This is a genomic window from Polaribacter sp. HaHaR_3_91 (assembly GCF_019278525.1).
Lineage (GTDB): Bacteria > Bacteroidota > Bacteroidia > Flavobacteriales > Flavobacteriaceae > Polaribacter.
Map to the genome: position 1 here is coordinate 2568931 of NZ_CP058986.1, position 22679 is coordinate 2591609.

Below are 22679 nucleotides of genomic sequence, written 5' to 3' on the forward strand. Positions count from 1 at the left end.
TATTAATAGCTTCTTTTCTCTATAATCTTATGCGCTTTACTTTCAATCTTTTTATGCAACAAACCAGCCATTGCTAAAAAGAAGTACTTAAATCGTGCAACTTTCAAAGCAAAATAGCTAAATTTCAAAAGTTTCCCGAATTCTTTTTTTAAATCCTCATCATATTTTTTTAATGAAGATTCAGAAAAATCATCATTTTTTAAACATCTGTCAATATTTTTTGCAGCAATAATGCCAGACATCATTCCTGTACCGATTCCTTCTTTGTAAAAAGCATTTGCTAAACCAGCGGCATCTCCCACTAATAAAAATCGATCATTAGAAGTTTTATGATTACCAAAATGAAATGGAATTGACCAACCTCTCCAATTATTAACTTTAGTAGCATTCTTAAATTTATTTTTAACTTTTTTATGGTTTTTAATAATATTCTGAATTTCATCAACTAAATTAACACCATACTTTTTTATATGATCTGAACGCCCACCCAAACTAATATTTACTTGTCCATCAGATAAAGGAAAAACATAAAAAAATAAGAGCATTTTTTTATAAACCATTCTTACTTCTGCTGCGTTTCCTGTTGGCAAATCTTTTACTCCTTTATAATATGCACTAACAAAAGTTGATGCTAACTTTCTATCAACTTTTGTCTTCGCTAATTTATTAGCAACAATAGATTTAGCTCCATCTGCCCCCACTACAAATTGTGATATTATTTCTTTACCATTTTTTAATTTAATAAAAACACCTTCTGGTACTTCTCTAATTTCTTTAACCCCACTTCCAAATTGTTGATTGGCATAAACATCTGATAAGTGACTTACCAAAAATTGATCAAAATCGATACGTTTAGCATAGGAAATAATCATATTTCTATCATCACTTTCTTTAAATACAATCTTTGAAGTATTATTTAAATGCAAACTAATTTTTTTACTGTGTATAAACTTTGGGTGTTTTAAAAAACTAGCAAATAAATCATCTCCCAAAAACTTCATAGCTTTAAAAGCATATAGAATTAAACCGTCCCCACAAGTTTTATCCCTAGGAAAAGTAGATTTATCAATAATATAATGTGGTATTTTTAACTTTGATAACTGTATAGAAGTGGCAGCTCCAGAAGGTCCTGCACCAATAATACAAACAGTTGTTTTTTCAATTTTATTCATAACTAAAAGGAAGCCGTATTAAAAACTACTTATAACCCCTATAATTTTAATACGTATTTTGTTTCTGGTTGATTTTCATCATTTATAAATTCATTAACAATCATAAAATTGTTTTTTTGTAAAATGATTGCAGATGCTTTATTTTCATCTACCACATAAGCAATAATGTATTTAATTTTAATTTGCTTACAATAAGAAACTAATCCGAAGCAAACCTCAGAACCAAAACCTAAATTCCAAAATTCTTCTAAAAAGCGATATCCAATTTCATCGTCTAGATTGTCTTTAACCAAGGCCACTGTTCCTATAAATTGATTGTCCGTTTTCCTGATAATAGCGTAAACCCGAAAGTCATTTTTAGGGATATTATATTTTAAAATTAAAGCTTTTAACTCAATTTCATTTTCAATATAGCTCTTTGGGTTTCCTATAGCATATTTTAAAACATTTGCATTACTTTCTAGTTTATGAAATGCATCTAAATCTTCTACATTTAGTCTCCTAATAATTAACCTTTCCGTTTCAAAAATCATCAATAATATCGTACTTTTGCGCTTCTAAACTGTTTTATACAGTATTTGTAAATATACAATTTTGAACTTTAAGAAATAAATCCTTTTTTAAAGTTTTGTTTTTTGTTAAACAACCTTATTAGAATGAATGCAGATAAAAAAGTTGCCTTTTACACTTTAGGATGCAAATTAAATTTTTCAGAAACGTCTACTATTGCTCGTAATTTTGTGAGTGAAGGTTTTAATCGTGTCGATTTTGAAGAAAAAGCAGACGTGTATGTTATAAATACCTGTTCTGTTACAGATAATGCTGATAAACGCTTTAAAACCATTGTAAAAAATGCTTTAAAGAAAAATGATGACGCTTTTTTAATAGCAGTTGGTTGCTATGCGCAATTAAAACCAGAAGAATTAGCAGCTGTAGATGGTGTAGACTTAGTTTTGGGAGCTACAGAAAAGTTTAATGTTACCAGTTATATAAACGATTTAACTAAAAATAATGTTGGTGAAGTTCACTCTTGTGAAATTTCTGATGCAGATTTTTACGTAGGTTCTTATTCTATTGGAGATAGAACACGTGCGTTTTTAAAAGTACAAGATGGTTGCGATTATAAATGTACCTATTGTACAATACCGCTAGCACGTGGAATTTCTAGAAGCGATACTTTAGAAAATGTAATAGAAAACGCCAAAGAAATATCATCAAAAGGAATTAAAGAAATTGTTTTAACAGGTGTTAATATTGGTGATTACGGTAAAGGTGAATTTGGTAACAAAAAGCACGAACATACGTTCTTAGAACTTGTAAAAGAATTAGATAAAGTAGAGGGAATACACCGTTTAAGAATTTCGTCTATAGAGCCTAATTTACTAAGAGATGAAACGATTGAGTTTGTATCTAAATCGGACTCTTTTGTACCTCATTTTCATATTCCTTTGCAATCTGGTAGCGATGCGCTACTTAAGAAAATGAAGCGTAGGTATTTAACCAATACATATACAAACAGAGTAACAAGAATTAAAGAAGTAATGCCTAACGCTTGTATTGGTGTAGACGTTATAGTTGGGTTTCCTGGTGAAACAGATGAACTGTTTTTAGAAACGTACAACTATTTAAACGAGATGGACATTTCTTACTTACATGTTTTTACCTACTCTGAAAGACCTAATACAGAAGCAGTACATCTAGAAGGTGTCGTTCCTAAAAAAGTACGTGCAAAACGCAGTAAAATGCTACGTGGTTTATCCGCTAAAAAAAGACGTGCTTTTTATGAAAGTCAGTTAGGAAATACGCTAACCGTTTTATTTGAAAATGAAAATAAAGAGGGGTATATAAACGGTTTTACAGAAAATTATGTTAAAGTTAAAACACCTTGGAACCCAGAATTAGTAAATACGTTACATACTATTACACTTACTGAAATTGATGAAGATGGTCTGGTTAGGTTTAATTTTGAAAACAATAGCGTTACAATTTAAAATGTAATTGCTACATTAAAATAAATAGATATGAAAAAGATTCCAATATACTTGGTACCTGGTTTAGCAGCTGGACCAGAAATTTTTGAAAACTTAGAATTATCAAAAGATAAATATGACGTTCATTATTTAGAGTGGATAACACCCATAGCACAAGAAGAGTCTATTGCTAATTATGCAATGAGAATGAGCGAAGAAGTAAAAGAAGAAAACCCTGTTTTAGTAGGTGTTTCTTTTGGCGGAATTATGGTACAAGAAATGAGTAAATATCTAGATGTTAAAAAAGTTATTATTATATCTAGCGTAAAACACCATAAAGAATTGCCAAAGAGATTTGAATTTGTGAAATTTACAAAAGCTTACAAATTCTTTCCTACAAAAGTTGTTTCAAATTTTGAAGATTATGCGCAATATTTTTTAGGAAAATCGTTAAAGAAGAGAGCAGATATATATAAAAAGTATCTTTCTGTTAGAAGCGAATTGTATTTAAACTGGTCTATTGGCACCATTATTAGATGGGTACAAACAGAAAAAGACCAAAACATTACTCATATTCACGGCACAAGTGATCATGTATTTCCTATAAAAAACATAAAAAATTGTATACAAATAGAAGGTGGTAGCCATATTATGATTATCACTAAAGCCAAAAAATTAACTAAAATTATTAACGATACTTTAACTAGTTAAAATACAGGTCATCCTTATTTTTAAATCACAAAAAATTGCAATCTCATGAATAAATCACTCCGTTTTCTTTCACTACTTAGCATTTTAATAATTGCTTTTTTATTTTATAATGGCATAAATAAAAATGAAACAGACCCGCAAACAAGTACGCATGCAACATATAAAATAAAAGCGTTAAAACTACCTAATAATTTAAATCTTGCAGGTGAAAGCGTTCCTTTAGAAATTCCTGATGTTAAAGAAAGAATGGAGAGAGAACTGTTAGTTAATACCTATTGGCAATCTAATGGATTATTATTGATAAAGAGAGCTAATAAGTACTTTCCTATTTTAGAACCATTGCTTAAAAAATATGGTTTACCAGACGATTTTAAATTTTTAGCCTTGGCAGAAAGTGCTTTTATAGATGAAACGTCTAACGTAGGTGCAGCAGGTATGTGGCATTTTATGAAGGCAACAGGTAAAGAATACGGATTAGAGATTAATAGTAATGTAGATGAGCGTTACGATATTCAAAAATCGACAAAAGTAGCTGCTGAGTATTTAAAAAAATCTCAAAAACGTTTTAATTCTTGGACTTTAGCTGCCGCTGCATATAATGCAGGAAACTATGGCGTTAGTAAAAGATTAGATGAGCAAGAAGTAACTAATTATTACGATGCTAAATTGCCAGATGAAACCGAAAGATATGTATTAAGAATTATTGCTTTAAAAGAAGTAATAAGCAATCCAAAAAAATATGGTTTTGTCTTTGAAAATGAAGACTTATATACCTTAGCAAAAACAAGAACTATAAAAGTTGATACAGCAATATCTAACATTACACATTTTGCCAAAAAATTCGGAATGAATTATAAAGAGTTTAAAATTCATAACCCTTGGTTAAGAGAAAATAAACTAAACAATAAAAGTAGAAAGGTATACGAGATTAAAATACCTATTAACTAAAATAGTTATTATTCAATAATATTTTTAATTCTACCTACCAACCCAGATTCTAACTGAACTTTAATACCATACGGATGGTTTTGAGATTTAGTTAGAATTTTTGCTATAACACCTTCTGTTAATTCTCCACTTCGTTGATGTGGTTTCTGTACAATTTCTACAAATAAGCCAATCTTAACATTTTTTCTTTGTCTTCCGTCTATCATAAATACAGTTTTAAAATACTAAAATAAAAAAAGCCTATCAATATTGATAGGCTTTTAGATAAAAAATTAACTAGTAATAAATATATATTATAATACTCTTACGTTTACTGCGTTTAATCCTTTTTTTCCATCTTGTAAGTCGAATTCAACTTCATCGTTTTCACGAATTTCATCGATTAATCCTGATACATGTACAAAATGTTCTTTGTTTGATCCTTCTTCCGTGATAAATCCAAATCCTTTAGATTCATTGAAAAATTTTACGATTCCTTTATTCATAATAAAAATTATTTGTTGTCAATTTAATTACTAACAACATTTATATAATAACAAATGTAATGCCAAAATTTGAATAACAGAGTAATTTTTTATGATACTTTATTTATTCTGAATTATTACAGCATAAAAAAAGCCTATCAATAAATTGATAGGCTTTTAGTTAAAAAATTAACTAGTAATAAATATATATTATAATACTCTTACGTTTACTGCGTTTAATCCTTTTTTTCCATCTTGTAAGTCGAATTCAACCTCATCGTTTTCACGAATCTCATCGATTAATCCTGAAACATGTACAAAATGTTCTTTGTTTGATCCTTCTTCAGTGATAAATCCAAATCCTTTAGATTCATTGAAAAATTTTACGGTACCTTTATTCATAATAAAAAAATATTGTGTTGTTAAATTAATTCCTAACAACGTTTATTGAATTGCAAATGTAATGCCAAAAATTAACAATCCTATCAAAATAATTAAGTTTTTTTTAAAACGGCAACACTAAACACTAATTACTAGTGATTTAACTACATTAAATTCATCAACAATCTCTTTTAGAACGTCTTTTACTGGTTTTATTTCATGAATTAAACCAGCAATTTGACCAATTTCTAACTCACCTTCATCTAAATCTCCCTCAAACATTCCTTTTTTAGATCTTGCTCTACCTAATAATTCTATTAAATTTTCTTTAGTTGGGTTCTGTTTATATAATTCTTGTACATCATTATAAAATTTATTTTTCACCAAACGAACTGGTGCTAATTCTTTTAACGTTAACTGTGTGTCTCCGTCTTTAACGGTAACAATGGTATTTTTAAAATTAATATGAGCAGAAGACTCTAACGTTGCAGCAAACCTACTTCCTATCTGTACACCATCTGCACCTAAAACCATAGCCGCCAACATCCCTCTTCCGGTTCCTATTCCACCAGCCGCAATTACAGGTATTTTAACTTGCTCTTTTACCATTGGTATTAAAGTAAAAGTAGTTGTTTCTTCCCTCCCATTATGTCCGCCTGCCTCAAAACCTTCACAAACAACAGCATCTACACCTGCCACTTCTGCTTTTAAAGCAAACTTAACAGAACTTACAACATGTACAACCGTAACTCCTTTCTCCTTTAAAAAGGACGTCCAAGTTTTTGGATTTCCTGCAGAAGTAAAAACAATCTTTACGCCTTCTTCTACAATAATATCCATTATTTTTTCAATATCTGGATACAGCATTGGTACATTTACACCAAAAGGCTTTGAAGTTGCTTTTTTACATTTAATAATGTGTTCTCTTAAAACATCTGGATACATAGAACCTGCACCAATTAAACCTAAACCACCTGCATTAGAAACTGCTGAAGCTAATTTCCATCCAGAAACCCAAATCATGCCTCCTTGTACAATCGGGTATTTTATATTGAAAAGAGTTGTTATTTTATTAGTCATTATTGTTTTATAATTTTAATATTTTTTTGCTGATTTCCTTTTAATATTTTCAACAAATAAATACCTGTATTCAAAAACGAAATATCAATATTTTTGGAAGTTACTGCTGCTTTTTCAAATACTTTTTCACCTAAAATGGTATAAATTTGAATTGACAGATCCTCAAAATTATCAGTAGAAATAGTAAAACGATCTTGAACAGGGTTTGGAGAAATCTTTAAATTGATAACTTCATCTTTTAATAAAGATAAACTAGCAATATAACTATTCAATGCTATTTCAAAGTTAGGAATTCCATAACCATGCTGGTCCGTAGGGTTATTAAATTTATCCGCAGATTCGTAAATAGCAGTTTTTAAATAATCATTATAATTTTCACCAGATTTTTTTAAGGATGATTTTAAAAGAAATCCTTCATTCTGATTTAAACAAGCAATTAGACCTGCCATTATGGGTGATGAAAAAGACGTTCCGCTAGAAGTTGTAATAGCACCTGTAGAATAATTAATTATAGCTGCACTTGCTCCCTTTGCTAAAATCTCTGGTTTTATTCGTCCGTCGGATGTTGGTCCGAAAGAACTAAAACTTGCAATATTTCCTGAAGAATTTACCGCTCCAACCGAAATCACAGAAGGGGCGTCTGCTGGTGCTCCCATATATTTCCAAGAATTAGTTCCGTCATTACCAACCGCATTTACCAAAAGCAAACCACGTGAAGCACCAATTTCTGCTCCTCTAGAAATAAAAGTGGTTTTACCATCCATATCTGCGTAGGTGTGGTTGTGATTAGGATTGTCATACGTAGTATAGCCTAAAGAGGTGTTAATTACGTCTACCCCCAAACTATCTGCTCGTTCTGCTGCTTCTACCCATAAAGTCTCTTCTAAAACAGTTTCCGTTTCTGAAATTTCTGATATAAATAAATAAAATTTTGCATCTGGAGCCGTACCAACATATTCATCTTTAATATACGCAGCAATTGAAGACAAAACATGCGTTCCATGGCTACTTCTTGTATAATAGTTATCATTTCTATCAGCAAAATTATAGCCTCCTAAAATTTGATTGTTATCTCTTATTCTACTAAAAGCATCTAAGGTATTTACATTAGGAAACCCTGCATCTATAATTGCTATTATTTGTCCTTCGCCAGTTAATTCTTGTTGATGCAAATAATCTCCCTTTAACATTTTAATTTGATTATCTGCATCACCATAATTAAAATCAGTAAGCGTTTCATTCAACTTATTATAATGATTTGGAGTTATTGTTTTTCCTTTTGATTTACCATTTAGATTCAATGATTTATTAGCAAATTCTACAGATGCTATAAAACTATAATTAGTAATTAAAGTATTTATATCTGCAACTTCTCCTTGAACATGAATAGCGTTTAACCATTTAGATTTACCTAAAACAGTAACTGTTTCATCATTATTAAGTTGATTATAATACGCTTCATCAACAGGAACATCTTTAGAATCTAAAGGAATATTGAGTCTAGATCTTCTATCTAACGCTCTTTGAGTAAGCATTGAAATAGGGTTTTCTAAAAAACTAGTTTCTTGAGGTTTATCTTTAATAAAAAGCCAAGCATCTTCTTGTGCATCAACTTTTAAAAAAATCATTAGACATAAAAAAAGTAGTAATTTCTTCATACTCCGAAATTACTACTTTTTTATGATTTTTATAAATATTTTAAGAGATAACTCCAGAGCCTAATAACTCTTCCTCTTTATACCAAGCTACAAATTGACCTTCTTGTATGGCAGATTGTTTGTTTTCGAACTCCACATACAAGCCAGATTCTACTTTGTGTAAAATAGCATTTTCTAAAGGTTGTCTGTATCTAATTCTTGCATCGACCTGCATAGTTTCTCCAACTTTTAAAGTTAAATCTTCACGAATCCAATGCATTTCTTCATTAGAAACGAACAATACATTTCTGTACAATCCTGGGTGATTTTTACCTTCTCCTGTATAAATTACATTTTCTACAACATCGGTTTCTATCACATATAAACCTTCTTTTGTACCACCAACATTTAAACCTTTACGTTGTCCTTTTGTAAAATAATGTGCTCCTTGATGCTTACCAACCACTTTACCATCTTCTTTATTGTAAGTAAATTTGGTAGCGTAATATTTTAATTCTTCTTCTTTGTTTTCAAAAGTAGGAGCCTGTTTAGTGTATTGCTCAAAATCCGTTGGAATCGTAACAATAACTCCTTCTTTAGGTTGTAGTTTTTGTTGTAAAAATTCTGGCAAACGTACTTTACCAATAAAACATAAACCTTGCGAATCTTTCTTTTCTGCAGTAATTAAATCTGCTTCTTTTGCTATTTCCCTAACTTCTGGTTTTGTTAATTCACCAATAGGAAACAATGCTTTTGTTAATTGTTCTTGAGATAATTGACATAAAAAATAAGACTGATCTTTATTATTATCCTTACCAGCCAATAATTTATAAACTGGTTTTCCGTCTATAATTTCTTCACCTTTTCTACAATAATGACCTGTAGCCACATAATCTGCACCCAATTTTAAAGCGATGTCCATAAAAACATCAAACTTAATTTCTCGGTTACAAAGTACATCTGGATTTGGTGTTCTACCCTTAGAATATTCATCGAACATATAATCTACAATACGTTCTTTATATTGCGCACTTAAATCTACTACCTGAAAAGGAATCCCTAATTTTTCTGCAACAATCATTGCATCATTAGAATCTTCTAACCAAGGACATTCATTAGAAATAGTGACAGAATCATCGTGCCAATTTTTCATAAATAGCCCAATTACATCATACCCTTGTTCCTTTAATAAATGTGCAGTAACACTACTATCTACACCACCAGAAAGACCAACAACTACTCGTTTCATTTTTAATTTTTGAGGATGCAAAGGTACACATTAGAAATGGTTTTAACAGATTGAAAGAATTGATAAAGCCATTGTTTTGTTTTATATAACAAGTTCTTTTTAACAATACACGGAACAAACCGAGAATTAATCTTCTTTTTTACGAGAAAACGTGTTTTTCTTTCTAATTTCTTTTTCTGAAGACACTTCTCCATCCATATAATACTCCCAATTACCTACTCTTAATCCGTTTTTATAATTTCCAGTTTCTTTTAAAACACCGTCTAATTCAAAATATTTTGCTAAGCCATTTAAAGCACCGTTTTCATACGTAACCTCTTCAATTAAAACTCCTTTATTAGAGTATTTACTAACAATACCGTTTAACAATCCGTTTTTGTAAGTAGCAAATTCTGTAACTTGACCATCTTGATAATAAATTATTTGTGATCCATGTAATTTTCCATTTTTATAATTTTCTTCCGACATAATTATACCATCAGGATAAAAATATTTCCAATTACCTACTCGTTTTCTGCCTTTTAGAACACCTTCTGTTTCTATTTTTCCTTTTAGAGTAAAAAATTGAACATATAGAGAATCTGAGTTTTCGTAGAATTTTTTAATAATCACAGGATGTCTCGAACTTGTAATGTCGTAGAACTTAAAAACACCTATCTCTTTTCCGTTTCTAAATTGACCAACATAGCGTATTCGTTTATTAGAATAATACTTTTTCCAAACACCTACCCTTTGGTTATTAGCATTTACTTGATTAATTTTTTGTCCATTAAAATCTTCACTTGTAAAAAAACAAGCGAAAAACAGTAAAATAAAAAACAGTCTTTTTATCTTTATCATTAAATATAATTTTAAAACAAAGATACATTAATCGTGTCAAAATCAAATTTACTTTTCGTAACCGAACAACTCCACAACATGGAAAACCCTAAAAGGGAAAACAGACAAAGAGTTGCCAATATTATTATAGAAACCCCACAACTATTTAAAGAACTGGTTACTATTACTTTTGATACCGAAAATAAAGTATCTATAAAGGCTGCTTGGATTTTAGAATGGATTTGTACACATCATCATTTAGAGTGGATTTTACCTCATTTAGATGAATTCACTCTAAAAATTAAAACCTTAAAATTTGATAGTGCCATTAGACCATGTGCTAAAATTTGTGAACATTTAGCGACTGCTTATTACTCTAAAACAGAAAACATTGTACAAAAAAAACTGACAAAAAACCATATAAACAGTATTGTCGAAACAGGTTTCGATTGGTTAATTACACCACAAAAAATTGCAGTAAGAGCTTATACAATGACTACTTTGTACTATTTCGGATTAGAAAAAGAGTGGATTCATCCTGAATTAAAACACTTAATTCAAACTAAAATTATACATGAAAGTAAGGGGGGTAAAGCTCGTGGAAGATTCATTTTAGAATTGATAGAAAAACATAGAAAATCTACTTTATAAATCTGCTAAATTCACTATTTTTGCAGTTAACAACATAACTAAAAAATGGAATTAACACAATTAAATGCCATCTCTCCTATTGATGGTCGCTATAGAGGTAAAATATCAAAATTATCAGATTATTTTTCGGAAGAAGCCTTAATAAAATACAGAGTTCGTGTAGAAATTGAATATTTTATTGCTTTGTGCGAAATTCCTTTACCTCAATTATCAGATTTTAACAACGATTTATTTGATGATTTACGTAAAATTTATATTGATTTTACTGCTGAAGATGCTCAGAAAATAAAAGATATTGAAAGCATTACAAACCATGATGTAAAAGCTGTTGAATATTTTATCAAAGAAAAGTTTGATGCCTTAGGTTTACAAGCACATAAAGAGTTTATCCATTTTGGATTAACTTCTCAAGATATCAACAACACCGCTGTTCCGCTTTCTATTAAAGAAGCAATGAACGATGTTTATGTACCTCATTATACTGGGCTTTTAGAAAAGTTACAAGAATTAGTTATTGAGTGGAAAGACATTTCTATGTTGGCAAGAACACATGGTCAGCCAGCATCTCCAACAAGATTAGGAAAAGAAATAGAAGTTTTTGTGGTACGTTTAAAAGCACAATTCAACTTATTAAATGACATACCAAGTGCTGCAAAATTTGGTGGAGCAACAGGTAATTATAACGCACATAAAGTTGCATACCCAAGTATAGATTGGAAAGAATTTGGAAGTACTTTTGTACAAGGAAAATTAGGTTTACACCACTCTTTTCCTACAACTCAAATAGAACATTACGATCATTTAGCTGCTTTATTTGATAATTTAAAACGTATAAACACTATTATTTTAGATTTAGATAGAGATTTCTGGACCTATGTTTCTACAGATTATTTTAAACAAAAAATTAAAGCAGGTGAAGTGGGGTCTTCTGCAATGCCACATAAAGTAAATCCTATCGATTTTGAAAATTCTGAAGGAAACTTAGGTTTGGCAAATGCAATTTTTGAACATCTTTCTGCTAAATTACCAGTATCTCGTTTACAACGTGATTTAACTGATAGTACTGTTTTACGTAATGTTGGTGTACCATTTGGTCATACAATTATTGCATTTACATCTACCTTAAAAGGATTGAATAAATTATTGTTAAACAAAGAAAAGTTTGCACAAGATTTAGAAAACAATTGGGCAGTTGTTGCAGAAGCAATTCAGACTATTTTAAGACGTGAAGCATATCCTAATCCTTATGAAGCATTAAAAGGATTGACGAGAACGAATGCTAAAATCAACCAAAAATCTATTGCAGACTTTATTGATACTTTAGAAGTTTCATTAGAAATTAAAGAAGAATTAAAAGCAATTACACCAAGTAATTATACAGGTATATAAGCTATGTTAAAAATAGAACCAAGAAACAAGAATCAAGAATCAAGACAAAAGGATGCTAAAAAACAGTATCCTTTTGTATCTTGTTTCTTGGTTTTATTCAGTATTATATTTTTCTCTTGTCAGTCAGATTTAAAAGATAACTCAGATCGCTTTAAAAAAGGTGTTTTTGAGATCCCTGCAGGAGATGGATATAGTAAAACAACAATCACTAGAAAAGATAGTCTTCAAATTGAAGAGTATGATAAAATTATAAGCATCTCTAATGATAGTACTTATGGAGAAAAAAAGATAAAACATATTGATACATTATATATCAAATGGAAAAATAATTTCTTCTATACATTAAAGATGAAATCTCCAAAAAAGGAAATTGATAAAGAACCTATTTATGTTCAAATTACAAAAGTAACAGATAGTTCTTTTAGTTTTTCTGCAAAAATTGGCTTTAGTAAATTTGCTACAGATGGTACTATTTATAAGGTGAAATAAAATTATTATTCCTGTAATTCCATACTGTAAAAAACGACCAACTTAAAACAAACGCTGTCTTAGAATATCTACGTCGTCATATGTAATTTAATTTATATAGTTTTTTTTAACAAAATGAAATTAGTTATCCAATAGGATAGTTGTAATTTGCACCCATTATTTTAGATATATCAACCATAGAAACAAAAGTAATATCAAACAGCTAAATAAATATATTGGTATCTTAATGTTGGTAATATTCCTATTGCCAATTTTTACACTTTCTGCTCATGCGTTTAGCAACCATGAACACGGTGTTTGCATTTCTAAAGTTGAAAATCATATTCATAAAAAAGACGTTGATTGTAAGTTAGATGTTTATCAAACAAACAATTCTCTCTTAACTGAAAACCTCTTTAACATTAAGTTAAACACTCCTATTTATACTAATAATAGGTTACAATATAATTTCTTAAAAAATCATTATCATTTATCGTTTTCATTAAGAGGCCCGCCTGTAGGTATTTAAATTAGGATTATTTAATTTAAATTATGAAAATAAAAAATGATAAAATTACTTTGTAAATTTGTATTTGCAATGTGTATAACTACATCTGCACTTGCACAAGATTGCCAAATTTCTTTTAAAGGAAAAATTACGGATTTTCATGATAGTACGCCTATTGTTGGAGCTTCCTTAAAAATTGAAAATTCAAATAAATATGCCATAACTGATTTTGATGGTTTGTTTGAGTTTAAAAATTTATGCGAAGGAAAAATTACTTTGACAATAGAACATATATCATGTGAGACTAAAAAAGTTACGATAAACTTAAACAGAGATACGTTTAAAGACTTCACTCTAGAACACCATATAGAAGATCTAGAGGAGGTAGTAATAACATCTACACATAACGTAACATCTAATACTACACAAACCACTGAAATAGATAACAAAACTATTGAAGAATATAGTGGTAAAAGTTTGGGTGATGCTTTAAACAATGTTGCAGGAGTTTCTTCTATTAATACCGGAAATTCTATTGTAAAACCCGTAATAAACGGTTTACACAGTAGTAGAATAATTGTAATGACAAACGGTGTTAGATTACAGGATCAAGATTGGGGTATAGAACATGCACCTAATATTGATATAAATAATGCCGATAAAATTACAGTGGTTAAAGGTGCTAATTCTTTAGAATTTGGTGGCGATGCTATTGGTGGTGTTATTGTTTTAGAACCAACAAAGTATGTTTTAAAAGACAGTCTTTTTGGTAAAACCATTGTAGGTTTACAAAGTAACGGACGTGGTGGTAATTTACATAGTAGTATTACTAAAACCTCTAAAAAAGGTTGGTTTGTAAATGCTAAAACTACTTTAAAAAGGTTTGGAGACTTTAATAGTCCAGATTATAATTTAACAAATACAGGTTTAAGTTCTACTGCTTTTTCTATACAAAGTGGATTAAAAAAGTACGAAAGTGGATTTACTGTTGATTATAGTTTTGTAAACAATAACATTGGTATTTTAAAAGCATCTCACATTGGTAACCTAGACGATTTGGTAAGCGCTATAAACAACAAAGAACCTCTAATTATAGAGGATTTTAGTTATGATATTAACGCACCGAAACAAAAAGTAAATCATCATATAATTAAAGCCAGTTATTACAAAAGATTTAAAAACTTAGGTAAACTTGATATTCAATACGATTTTCAAAAAAATCAACGTTTTGAGTTTGATATAAGAGTTGGAGACGATAAAGATAAAGCTGCTATTGATTTAGATTTAACAACACATTCAATAAGTTCTTCTTTTGATTTTAACAACAATCTAGATCAAACTTATAAAGTTGGAATTAAAGCAGGTTACCAAAATAATTTTGCAAATCCTTTAACGGGTGTTAGAAGATTAATACCAGATTATGATAAAATTGATGCCGGAATTTTTGCTATTGGTAATTTTACTTTAAGTGATAATACAACAGCAAATATTGGTGTTAGATATGATTATAATTATATAGATGCAAAAAAATTCTACTTAAAAAGTAGATGGACAGAAAGAGGTTACGATACAGAATTTAACGATTTAATTATTGGAGATTTTACCACACAATGGTTAGTAAATCCAAAATTAACTTTTCATAATGTATCTGCTTCCGCAGGAATTGTTTATCAAGTAAATGATAAAAATGCGGTCTTATTTAATTATGGTTTATCTAGTAGGGCACCAAATGCATCAGAACTATTTAGTGACGGTTTACATCATTCTGCTTCAAGAATTGAATTGGGAGATTTAGATTTACAACAAGAAGTTTCAAATAGAGTTTCTGCTACGTACACTTATCAATCTAACGATACAAGAATTTCTACAGAGGTATTTTTTAATAACATTCATAATTTTATTTATTTAGAACCAACAGGTATAGAACAAACAATTCGTGGTGCTTTTCCTGTTTGGGAGTACAGAGCTACAAATGCAAGTTTGTACGGAATCGATTTTACGTGGCAACAAAAAATTAATGATGCTTTTACTTTTAATAATAAATCTTCTTTAACTTTTGGGTACGAAACAAAAACAAATAGAGACTTAATAGACATTCCTGCTCCAAGTTTTAAAAACTCTTTGGAGTACAGAAATAAAAAATGGCATCAATTAGGAGTTCGTTTAGAGAGTGAATTGGTTTTAAAACAAATCAATTATCCAGATAACAACTTTTCTGTTTATTTACCAACACAAGATATCGATGCTTTAGTAGACATTAGCTCTACACCATCAGGTTATCACCTATTACATTTACATACAGATGCTGTTTTTCAGTTATCAAAAAAAACAGATTTACAAATTTCAGCAGGCGTAACAAATCTATTAAACACAAGATATAGAAACAACTTAAATAGGTTACGATATTATGCTGATGATTTAGGAAGAAATTATAGTTTACAATTAAAAATTAATTATTAAAAATCAATTATTAAAACACACATTATGAAATCAATTAAACACGTATTAGTATTAGCATCAATTATTGTTTTAGCAGCATCTTGTTCAGATGATGACCCAATAGCTGTTAACGAAGAAGAATTAATCACAACTGTAACACTAGTTTTAACTCCTGAAAATGGTGGTGATACTATTACTTTAAAAAGTACAGATTTAGATGGAGACGGACCAACGGAACCAGAAGTTAGTATTTCTGGAAATTTAGCTGCTAACACCATATATACAGGAGTAACAAAAGTTTTAAACGAAACTGAAAACCCTGCAGAAGATATTACATTAGAAGTTGAAGAAGAAGGTGTAGATCACCAATTCTTTTATACTTTTACTAACGAAATAGCTTCTACAACGTACATAGATACAGATTTAAATGGGGCACCAATTGGTATTGATTTTTCATTAACAACAACAGATGCAGGATCAGAAAGCTTAACAGTTTCTCTTATACATGAGCCAAATAAAAGTGGTGAAGGTGTTGTAGATGGTGATATTTCTAATGCTGCTGGAGAAACAGATGCAGAAGTAACTTTCGCTATTACTATTGAATAATTTTTTATTAAAAATAAAAAAAAAGTGCTGAGTTTTAGAACTCAGCACTTTTTTTATTTAACATATTTTGTTTTCTTAATAGTACTTAAAGAAATAAAAGCAGCTAAAAAGAAAACAGCTAAAGCCAAAACACTAGATTGTATAGATATCATAGAATTTAAAATTCCGAAAGTTACCATACCTACTACTAAGGCTATTTTTTCTGTTACATCAAAAAAGCTAAAATAGGACGCATTATCTTCTGTTTTTGGTAACATTTTTGAGTATGTAGATCTTGCTAAAGATTGTATAGCTCCCATTACCAAACCTATTAAAGCTCCTAAAATATAAAAGTAAATTTCTATATTCGGAGTGTCTTTAGTTAAGCTAAATCCTATAAAACAAACCAATCCCCAAATAGCAATGGTAATTTTTAATGTTTTTATATTCCCTATTTTATTTGACAATCTAGAAAATAAGAAAGCACCTAAAATCCCTACAAACTGAACTAGTAAAATAGTACCAATTAAGTTTAAGGTTTCTAAACCTAAAATAGTACCAAAAATACCTGCCATTAAAATAATAGTCTGCACGCCGATACTCCATAAAAAGAATGAAATTAAAAAAATCTTTAATTCTCTATAAGCAAATAATTCTTTGGCAACTTTTTTTATTTCTTTTAATCCTTTCGCAAAATAATTGTCTTTTGGGATTTCTTTTTTCTCTTCGTTTGGCAATTTAGCATAAGTTATTTGTGCAAAACCAAGCCACCACAAACCTACTAAGACAAAAGATAATTGTGAGCCAAATTGTTTATCATAAAAACCAAAAACTTCAGTTTCTATTAAAACTAAGCACAAAAGCAATAATAAAATAGACCCCAAATACCCTAACATAAAGCCTTTTGCACTTGCATTGTCTTGTTGTTCTGGTAAAGCAACTTCTGGCAAATACGCATTGTAAAATACGATACTTCCCCAAAAACCTATACTCGCCAAAATGGTAAAAAGGATTCCGACCCAAAGCGTTTCTTTTCCTGTAAAAAAATATAAACTCATTACAGATAGCGCGCCTAATAAACAGAAACCTTTTAAAAATTTCTTTTTATTACCAGCATAATCTGCAATACCAGAAAGCATAGGGGATATAAAAGCCACTACTAAAAAAGAAAATGCCATTGCATAATTATACAAGGTTGTCGGATTCCAAAGTGTGTCTAAAAAAGTAATTTTCCCTTCTGCATTTGCAAAACCTTCCGAAGCCGTTAAGCCTGCGTAATAAATTGGAAAAACAGCAGTACTAATTACTAAAGAATATACCGAGTTTGCCCAATCATAAAATGCCCAAGCATTAATTAATTTTTTATCTCCAATTTTTAACATAAAATCTATTTTATAAAAAAACCGTTCAAAAAAACATCTTTTTTTGAACGGTTACAATATAGGAAATCTATTTGTTTCCTTATTTTTTATTTATATCTTTTACTTGGCGTTGTACTCTGCTGCATATTTTTTAGCCGTTGGTAAATAATTTCTTAAATCTTGTATTCTAGATTCATTAGAAGGGTGTGTACTTAAAATTTCTGGTTGAGAACTTCCGTTAGATAAGTTACTCATTCTTACCCAAACCTCAGCAGCTTCCCTTCCATCATAACCTGCCATAATCATAAAAACCAAACCTAACCTGTCTGCTTCCTGCTCATGAACTCTACTGAATTTTAACATTCCTAAACCAGTAGTAACACCAAATGCAGTATTCCATAATTGTTGAGATTCGTCACTTTTACCAGAAGTACCCAACGCTACGGCAACACCACCTAATTGTTGTAATTGTCCTTGAGACATTCTTTCTTGTCCGTGTTTAGCAAAAGCATGTGCAACTTCGTGCCCCATTACTGCAGCAACTCCATTTTCATTAGCACAAATTGGCATAATACCAGTGTAAAAAACAACTTTTCCTCCTGGCATACACCAAGCATTTACAGTTTCATCATCTACTAAATTAAATTCCCATCTATAAGAATCTGCTTCTGAGCTCATATTATTTGCTCGCATAAAACGATCTACCGCTGCAGAAATATTTTTACCAACATTTTTAATTTGGTTAGACATTGCAGTATTTGTAGATAATTTATTTTCTTCTAAAAAAGTACTGTATTGAGCAAAACTAGTAGGTAACACTTGTGCATCACTTACAAAATTGACACGACTTCTCCCCGTAATTGGTACGGTACTACATTCTACGAAAAGTAAAACTGTTAAAAGTAAAACTGCTATTTTTTTCATCTATTTATTTTTTATGATCACTAATTAATAAGACACATCTATTTCTAAATTGTCACTATTGGTTGATTATTTACAATTCTATAAAATTACATATTCTATCTTAATCAAAAAAATAATTTATTGCCGAAAGTTAAATCTGTAATTATGTCACAAAGTTTTCGTCTAACTTAAAAACATTTAAAATTTATGAAAAATATTTTCTCTTTACTAGTTGTTATTTTAATGATTAGCTGTAATGGTATAGCTCAAACATCATCCAAAGAAAAAAAAACATACACCATTGAAAAAACAAATACTCAATGGAAAAAAGAATTAACAGCTAAACAGTATTATATATTACGAGAAGCAGGTACCGAAAAACCTTTTTCGAGTTCTTTTAACACAAACAAAACAAAAGGAACTTACGTTTGTGCTGCTTGTGAAACACCTCTTTATAAATCTGAATACAAATATGATTCTGGTTCTGGTTGGCCTTCTTTTGACCGAGCAATAAAGAAAAATGTTGAGTTAGATGTAGATTATAAAATTGGTTATGCAAGAACAGAATTAAAATGCAATACTTGTGGAGGTCACTTAGGTCATTCTTTTGATGATGGCCCTAAAAACACCACTGGAAAACGTCATTGTATTAATGGAGACGCCTTAAAATTCATAACTAAATAAACGATAATTATAAACAAAAAATCAAATTAAAGTTAATTTCTTGTTAAAAATGCATATATTTAAGAAAAAACTGCATTATAATTAAAAAGAAATTCATTGATTAAAGAACTACTTTTCATAATACTTGTTTTACTTGTAATTGAAACGCATTCTCAACAAACAAAACAAACTCTTTTAAAACCTACAATATCTACAGTAGGTAGTGCATCTGTATACCCTATTTCTAACAATGTAATAAGGTATACAGTTTTACAAAGCATTGGTCAATCTAGTATTATTGGCACAAAAAGCACTGGTAAAATAGATGTACAACAAGGTTTTTTAAATAATAGTAAAATATTTAACATCAATAACTCTGACAAGGATATTATTGATAAATCCCTTCGCCTTGTCATTTCTCCAAATCCTTTTATAGAATATCTAACACTCAATTTCTCCAAAGAAACTAAGCATAAAATTCATATACACATATATGATGTTACTAGGAAAATCATCTTAAAAAAAGAATATTCCTCTACAGACAATTTACTTATCCCGTTAAAAAATTATAGTATAGGTACTTATATTATACGCATACAAAGCGGTAATAATACGTTTACAGAAAAAATACTAAAAACAGAATAAGGGATGTGGAAAAATATCTCAAATATTATAATTATGACTGCTGTATTTATTTTCATAAATAATACAACAAAAGCACAACAGGTCTATTTAGAAACTGGGTTTGAAAATGCCTATTTTAAAGATTATGTAAATAATTTAGGAAATAACACTTTAGATTTAAGTTACTCAAAAGCACAAGATTTTTTCATTGAAAGCGGTTTTAGATTTGCGTTATATGAAGAACGATTTACTTGGGATATAGGACTTGGATACAACAAATATAAAATTAATACTGGTTTTTATTCTGGTAAGATCAGCACACCAACAACGTATGATTTAAGTTATTTAACCTTAAAACCAGGGATAAACTTTGCATTTGTTAATGAAAGGCGATTAAAAGTACAGGTACACACACATATTTCTTACGATTGGCTTATTTCAGGCACAAGAACATATAAAGATAATACAGTAAATTTATACAAGGAAAATACTTTTGACAAAAATTTAATTAGAATACACATAGGAATAAGTGTAGAGTATGTTATTCATGACAATCTATCTACTTATGTAAAATATAATGTAGCTGATAGTTTTAAAGAAAAAAACAAAGACAGTAATATAGAAGAAGCATATTCATTTCACACCAAGGCATTTTCATTTGGATTGTTATTCTATATTTTAAGATTAAATAACAGAAGGTTCTAAAAAATAAATATGAAATTTTCACATAAAATACGGCTCTTTTTATTTTTACTAACAAACACTTTTCTGTTTGGTCAAACACCTGGTTTTAATTATCAGGCGCTAATTTTAAATAACGAAGAAATTCAGATTCCTGGAACAAACGTATTAGAGAATAAAGTTACTTTAGGTCTAGAAGAAATTATCCTACGTTTTACTATATCAAATGAAACCTCTGTAGAATATATAGAAGAACATACAATTAGTACAGATAAAAACGGCATGGTTTCTCTTATTGTAGGCGAAGGAATACCCATAAGTAATACATTTTATGATATTAATTGGGATGGAAAATTAAAATATTTAAATGTTGAACTAAATATTCTAAATGATAACGACGGTTTTGTCTTTTTAGACAGTCAAAAAATATTATACATACCTCAACCTGATCGTGGTAGTGAGAATAGAAATGGGAACATAAAAATAGTAAGTTCTTTAGGAGACTTATCTCCTCCTTATCAATTAGGAGATATCATTTGGCTTACAGATTATGGTATAAATAACTCCCCATCATTAATGATTTGGGATGATATAAAATGGACACCTATTAATAATGATTTTGATCCTACTAATGAATTTGGACTTATAGTAGTGGGTAATGATAGCTTTAGAGATGCTCAATTCAAAAAACCTGTAACTGGAGATCAAGTTTGGAATCAGACTTGTAATTGTTTAGAAGTATATGATGGTACTCAATGGGTTTCATTAAGAAATATGAAAGCTGAAAATGGCCTTTACACAAGAGACAATAAAATAAAATTAGGTGGTATTTTAATAGAACCAACTTTAATTACCACAAGTGCAACAAACACATTTGCCTTTGCAGGATTGCAAGAAAGCACAAATACTGAAGATCAAATAGTCGTTATGGATAAAAGTACAGGTGTTTTAAGACAAAAACCTAATTCTACTCTCCATCAAAAAAAACAAGTAATTATTATTGCTTCTGATGGTCAATTAGAATTTACCACTCCCCTCAACATTACAAATTCTGATAAAATAGATGTATTTAGAAACGGTGTTCGCATCAATTTTATTGCAATTAACAATACAACTATAAAACTAGAACAAGAAGCGAAATGTTACCAAGATGATAAAGTTAGAATAGTCCAACTATATTAATACATCACTCATAAAAAACTGAAAAGCCTATGAATAAAAACAATTAAAAAAGAAAAATAACAATTAAATTAATTAAAAATGAAAACTATGAAAACGAATTATTTAAAATCAACAATATTAGGTATTATAATTATGGCGAGTAGCACCATAAATGCCCAAAGAACAGAAACCTCAACTAATGCTGCAACCGATTTTACAAAACAAGCAAATACCGTTTTAGGTGAGGCTGGCGGATCTATAAAAGTTATTGATAATAAGGGTACAATTAAGTATTTACAATCTAGTAATGGCGTAACAATTTTTACGGACACCGCACCAGATGGAGGTGTAATTACAACCTGGCAATTGGGTGGTACTTTAACAGATGATACTTATATAGACGCATCAGGAGCTATTTTTGCTATTACAGGAATTGATGGAATTGACACAACCGCTGGTGATGCTGAAAACTCAGCTGCAACAGCTTTTGACACTACAGGATATTCATTATTAGTTAGGGATGAAGCTACTGGTGAAACAAAAAAACTTTTAATGACTAATTTCATTGATGTTCTATGGGATGAAACAGAATTGACTGCAGATGTAACAACTGACTTTACTGTGGATGCTGTTGGTATTTTAGCAACTACAAACGTTAATCGTGTATCTGTGTATAGAAATGGAGCAAAATTAAGATCTGGTACAGATTACACAATTACTAACGTTAATGAAGTAAACATAGTTGTTGCTTCATTAGGCGGTACTGCTTATACTGGAGATGTTTTTGAAGTACACTTTATTAAGTAAAAATAGCA

25 protein-coding genes are annotated in these 22679 nt (G+C 29.7%); 14 read left to right on the top strand and 11 right to left on the bottom strand.

Annotated features, from left to right (window positions below; all coding sequences use genetic code 11):
* Positions 1-2: 2 nt before the first annotated feature.
* Together H0I27_RS10825 and H0I27_RS10830 are read right to left on the bottom strand one after the other, a co-directional pair.
* Entirely contained in the window at positions 3-1172 is a 1170-nt protein-coding gene (locus tag H0I27_RS10825; protein ID WP_218730721.1) for an NAD(P)/FAD-dependent oxidoreductase, read from the bottom strand.
* Between the two features lie 38 nt (positions 1173-1210).
* Positions 1211-1705 carry a GNAT family N-acetyltransferase gene (locus H0I27_RS10830; RefSeq protein ID WP_218730722.1) on the bottom strand — a complete coding sequence of 165 codons (495 nt, stop codon included), beginning with the start codon at positions 1703-1705 and terminating at the stop codon, positions 1211-1213.
* A gap of 123 nt (positions 1706-1828) precedes the next feature.
* Here H0I27_RS10830 and mtaB point away from each other — a divergent pair, with 123 nt between their 5' ends.
* The 3 genes from mtaB to H0I27_RS10845 are packed head-to-tail and all read left to right on the top strand — an operon-like array spanning position 1829 to position 4801.
* Positions 1829-3163: a tRNA (N(6)-L-threonylcarbamoyladenosine(37)-C(2))-methylthiotransferase MtaB gene (gene mtaB, locus H0I27_RS10835; protein WP_218730723.1), complete on the top strand. Its 1335-nt coding sequence runs from the start codon at positions 1829-1831 to the stop codon at positions 3161-3163.
* Positions 3164-3193: 30 nt separating this feature from the next.
* Positions 3194-3853: an alpha/beta hydrolase gene (locus tag H0I27_RS10840; protein WP_218730724.1), complete on the top strand. Its 660-nt coding sequence runs from the start codon at positions 3194-3196 to the stop codon at positions 3851-3853.
* Between the two features lie 45 nt (positions 3854-3898).
* On the top strand, positions 3899-4801 hold the full coding sequence (locus H0I27_RS10845; RefSeq protein WP_218730725.1) for a lytic transglycosylase domain-containing protein: 903 nt from the start codon (positions 3899-3901) through the stop codon (positions 4799-4801).
* Positions 4802-4809: 8 nt separating this feature from the next.
* Here H0I27_RS10845 and H0I27_RS10850 read toward each other — a convergent pair whose 3' ends face one another.
* The 7 genes from H0I27_RS10850 to H0I27_RS10880 all read right to left on the bottom strand — a co-directional run bounded on the left by H0I27_RS10850 (position 4810) and on the right by H0I27_RS10880 (position 10452).
* Positions 4810-5007, bottom strand: a complete 198-nt coding sequence (locus H0I27_RS10850) for a YwbE family protein (RefSeq protein ID WP_284041439.1) — start codon at positions 5005-5007, stop codon at positions 4810-4812.
* An 87-nt stretch (positions 5008-5094) separates the two neighbouring features.
* A complete protein-coding gene (locus H0I27_RS10855) occupies positions 5095-5286 on the bottom strand; it encodes a cold-shock protein (protein WP_218730726.1) in 192 nt (63 codons plus the stop codon).
* Between the two features lie 189 nt (positions 5287-5475).
* Positions 5476-5667, bottom strand: a complete 192-nt coding sequence (locus H0I27_RS10860; RefSeq protein ID WP_018943662.1) for a cold-shock protein — start codon at positions 5665-5667, stop codon at positions 5476-5478.
* Between the two features lie 117 nt (positions 5668-5784).
* Positions 5785-6726, bottom strand: coding sequence for a nitronate monooxygenase family protein (locus H0I27_RS10865; RefSeq protein WP_218730727.1), 942 nt, complete (start codon positions 6724-6726; stop codon positions 5785-5787).
* Positions 6726-8384 carry a S8 family serine peptidase gene (locus tag H0I27_RS10870; RefSeq protein ID WP_218730728.1) on the bottom strand — a complete coding sequence of 553 codons (1659 nt, stop codon included), beginning with the start codon at positions 8382-8384 and terminating at the stop codon, positions 6726-6728. Before H0I27_RS10870 ends, H0I27_RS10865 begins: the two co-directional genes overlap by 1 nt.
* A 40-nt stretch (positions 8385-8424) precedes the next feature.
* On the bottom strand, positions 8425-9612 hold the full coding sequence (gene mnmA / locus H0I27_RS10875) for a tRNA 2-thiouridine(34) synthase MnmA (protein WP_218730729.1): 1188 nt from the start codon (positions 9610-9612) through the stop codon (positions 8425-8427).
* Positions 9613-9738: 126 nt separating this feature from the next.
* Positions 9739-10452, bottom strand: coding sequence for a toxin-antitoxin system YwqK family antitoxin (locus H0I27_RS10880; RefSeq protein ID WP_218730730.1), 714 nt, complete (start codon positions 10450-10452; stop codon positions 9739-9741).
* A 78-nt stretch (positions 10453-10530) separates the two neighbouring features.
* Between H0I27_RS10880 and H0I27_RS10885 the strand changes: the two genes are divergently transcribed.
* From H0I27_RS10885 to H0I27_RS10910, 6 genes are all read left to right on the top strand, one after another.
* Positions 10531-11082, top strand: a complete 552-nt coding sequence (locus H0I27_RS10885) for an adenylosuccinate lyase (RefSeq protein ID WP_218730731.1) — start codon at positions 10531-10533, stop codon at positions 11080-11082.
* Between the two features lie 45 nt (positions 11083-11127).
* Entirely contained in the window at positions 11128-12471 is a 1344-nt protein-coding gene (gene purB, locus H0I27_RS10890) for an adenylosuccinate lyase (RefSeq protein WP_218730732.1), read from the top strand.
* A 3-nt stretch (positions 12472-12474) separates the two neighbouring features.
* Positions 12475-12960: a hypothetical protein gene (locus tag H0I27_RS10895; protein WP_254712658.1), complete on the top strand. Its 486-nt coding sequence runs from the start codon at positions 12475-12477 to the stop codon at positions 12958-12960.
* Between the two features lie 226 nt (positions 12961-13186).
* Complete coding sequence (locus H0I27_RS10900) at positions 13187-13468, top strand: hypothetical protein (RefSeq protein ID WP_218730733.1); 282 nt, start codon at positions 13187-13189, stop codon at positions 13466-13468.
* Between the two features lie 36 nt (positions 13469-13504).
* Positions 13505-15907, top strand: coding sequence for a TonB-dependent receptor (locus H0I27_RS10905; RefSeq protein ID WP_218730734.1), 2403 nt, complete (start codon positions 13505-13507; stop codon positions 15905-15907).
* A gap of 24 nt (positions 15908-15931) precedes the next feature.
* Positions 15932-16492, top strand: coding sequence for a type 1 periplasmic binding fold superfamily protein (locus H0I27_RS10910; protein ID WP_218730735.1), 561 nt, complete (start codon positions 15932-15934; stop codon positions 16490-16492).
* A gap of 53 nt (positions 16493-16545) precedes the next feature.
* Here the strand turns inward: H0I27_RS10910 and H0I27_RS10915 are convergent, their stop codons facing one another.
* Together H0I27_RS10915 and H0I27_RS10920 are read right to left on the bottom strand one after the other, a co-directional pair.
* Positions 16546-17853 (bottom strand): MFS transporter, encoded by a 1308-nt coding sequence (locus H0I27_RS10915; protein WP_218730736.1) that lies wholly within the window; start codon positions 17851-17853, stop codon positions 16546-16548.
* Positions 17854-17952: 99 nt separating this feature from the next.
* Positions 17953-18756 carry a M48 family metallopeptidase gene (locus H0I27_RS10920; RefSeq protein ID WP_218730737.1) on the bottom strand — a complete coding sequence of 268 codons (804 nt, stop codon included), beginning with the start codon at positions 18754-18756 and terminating at the stop codon, positions 17953-17955.
* 186 nt (positions 18757-18942) lie between these two features.
* On the opposite strand from H0I27_RS10920, the gene msrB reads away from it, so the two are divergent.
* From msrB to H0I27_RS10945, 5 genes are all read left to right on the top strand, one after another.
* Entirely contained in the window at positions 18943-19419 is a 477-nt protein-coding gene (gene msrB / locus H0I27_RS10925; protein ID WP_218730738.1) for a peptide-methionine (R)-S-oxide reductase MsrB, read from the top strand.
* Positions 19420-19515: 96 nt separating this feature from the next.
* A complete protein-coding gene (locus H0I27_RS10930; RefSeq protein WP_218730739.1) occupies positions 19516-20043 on the top strand; it encodes a T9SS type A sorting domain-containing protein in 528 nt (175 codons plus the stop codon).
* A gap of 33 nt (positions 20044-20076) precedes the next feature.
* On the top strand, positions 20077-20727 hold the full coding sequence (locus H0I27_RS10935) for a hypothetical protein (RefSeq protein ID WP_218730740.1): 651 nt from the start codon (positions 20077-20079) through the stop codon (positions 20725-20727).
* A gap of 9 nt (positions 20728-20736) precedes the next feature.
* The gene (locus tag H0I27_RS10940) at positions 20737-21885 is read left to right on the top strand and encodes a hypothetical protein (RefSeq protein WP_218730741.1); all 1149 of its coding nucleotides are present in this window, start codon (positions 20737-20739) and stop codon (positions 21883-21885) included.
* A gap of 87 nt (positions 21886-21972) precedes the next feature.
* Positions 21973-22671, top strand: a complete 699-nt coding sequence (locus tag H0I27_RS10945; RefSeq protein WP_218730742.1) for a hypothetical protein — start codon at positions 21973-21975, stop codon at positions 22669-22671.
* The last annotated feature ends 8 nt before the right edge of the window (positions 22672-22679 follow it).